Below are 1,555 nucleotides of genomic sequence, written 5' to 3'. Positions count from 1 at the left end.
CGTCTTCAATTAAATCTTCCAAGGTAGTTGAGGATTTTCTGCCCCCTCCGAGTAAACTGGTTTTGAAAGAAGATAGTTCCAGGATAACGATAGTCTTAAGTAAAAAGAGTATATCGTTCTTTAAAGAGGAATCTAAGAGATCTGGTGTGCCTTATCAGACTATGATTAAAAGAGTCCTGGATTTATATACAGAGCATTATACTCATAAATAGTTAGCTGGTAACGCCATCTGTGGCTTAATTTTGCTTTATTAGTTTGCAGAGCCGCCGCCTAACTTTCGGTGCTTCCGCGGCGCTTCGAGCTTGCTTCGCAACTCTCGCTTGGGCTTCGCCACATTTCGCTTTGTCACTCGTCTTGCAGAGCAAGTCTCGTGCCAAGTCCTTCGGACTCGCGAAACGTCGGAACACCTTGGTCGTTAAACGCCATGATGATTAAATTCTCTATGAAAAACATAATAGCTTTTTGTCTGCTCATCTTTTTAAGTTCAAATTGCTTTTTTACAAAAGTTTATCCGAGAAGGGAATCTATCTCGTCTTCGGAAATAATTGAAGTAAAAGATTCAACGGAGATTAAGGATTTTTATTTATTAACCTACTATATCGAAGAATATAACCTTAAACTAAAAATCGATGCTTTTAAAGGTAAACGAGATTTGGTGGAAGAAAAGGCTCGTGAGATTTTTAGGACATTTTATGGGGTAAAATGGAAAAGCGCAAAAGAATCTGGCCTTAGCCAATTTGATAAGGCAGGAGGTGGAGAAAACGCAGCAGGTTATGCAATACTCTTTATTACTGCCACTGCCATAATCCTTACTATCGATTTGGCTACCTTACCAATAAGAATGTATCCAATCGAACAAGAGCGGATTATTAATCGAATAATTTATGAAAAAGAAAGCAAATTAGAGGATATCAATCTTAAGGGATATAAGCTAAAAATCTTCAATAAAGATTTCAGAAAGGTATTTTCTTTAAAAAAACCCAGTTTATCAATCAACTTTGCCGATCTCAATATATCTATAGAGACATTAAACAATACGCAATATATACTATTTGATTCAAAAGGAAAAGAAGTCTCAACAGGTTTTATTGTTTTCACGGAAGAATATTTAGAGAGCCAAAATTTAAGAAAAATTGCTATTAATAATTCTGAAAGTAATCTTCTTAAGTATTGCCGGATGGAATACAAAAATTCATTAAATAAATCTTTGTTTGCTAGTGTTTCTGAGACTTCTAAGATTGAAGCACTATGTAAAGATGAAGTGAATTCTGATGCAAAAGAGATTAATAAGTTCTGTAGATGCTATAAAACTCTACTAAAACATCATCACGGCGTTTAACTTCCGGTGCCTCCGCGCCGCTCGGGGCTCACTTCGTGACCCACTCGCTCGGGCTTCGCCACATTCACTTCCGTCACTTCGTTTGCATGAGCAAACTCGTGCCGTCGTGAACGTCGGAGCACCTCGGTCGTTAGTTGCCATTCCGGCTTTGAATGTTACTTAAATTCAAAAAAGAAAAATATAGTAATTAGATATGATGGGGATCCAGATTTAGCT

The 1,555-nt window shown here is 37.2% G+C and carries 2 protein-coding genes; both read left to right on the top strand.

The genetic code is table 11. The features are described 5' to 3' along the window. Positions 1-212 (top strand): CopG family transcriptional regulator (locus tag LEP1GSC192_RS20090; protein WP_232421025.1); only part of this gene is annotated, 212 nt, incomplete at its 5' end. A gap of 230 nt (positions 213-442) precedes the next feature. Next, a complete protein-coding gene (locus LEP1GSC192_RS13520) occupies positions 443-1,339 on the top strand; it encodes a hypothetical protein (protein ID WP_157186910.1) in 897 nt (298 codons plus the stop codon). Positions 1,340-1,555 lie beyond the last annotated feature (216 nt).

Origin of the sequence: Leptospira sp. B5-022 (assembly GCF_000347035.1) — a bacterium.
Taxonomy (GTDB): domain Bacteria; phylum Spirochaetota; class Leptospiria; order Leptospirales; family Leptospiraceae; genus Leptospira_B; species Leptospira_B cinconiae.
Note: the sequence above shows the minus strand (reverse complement) of the source record. Positions and strands in the feature narration are given on the sequence as shown.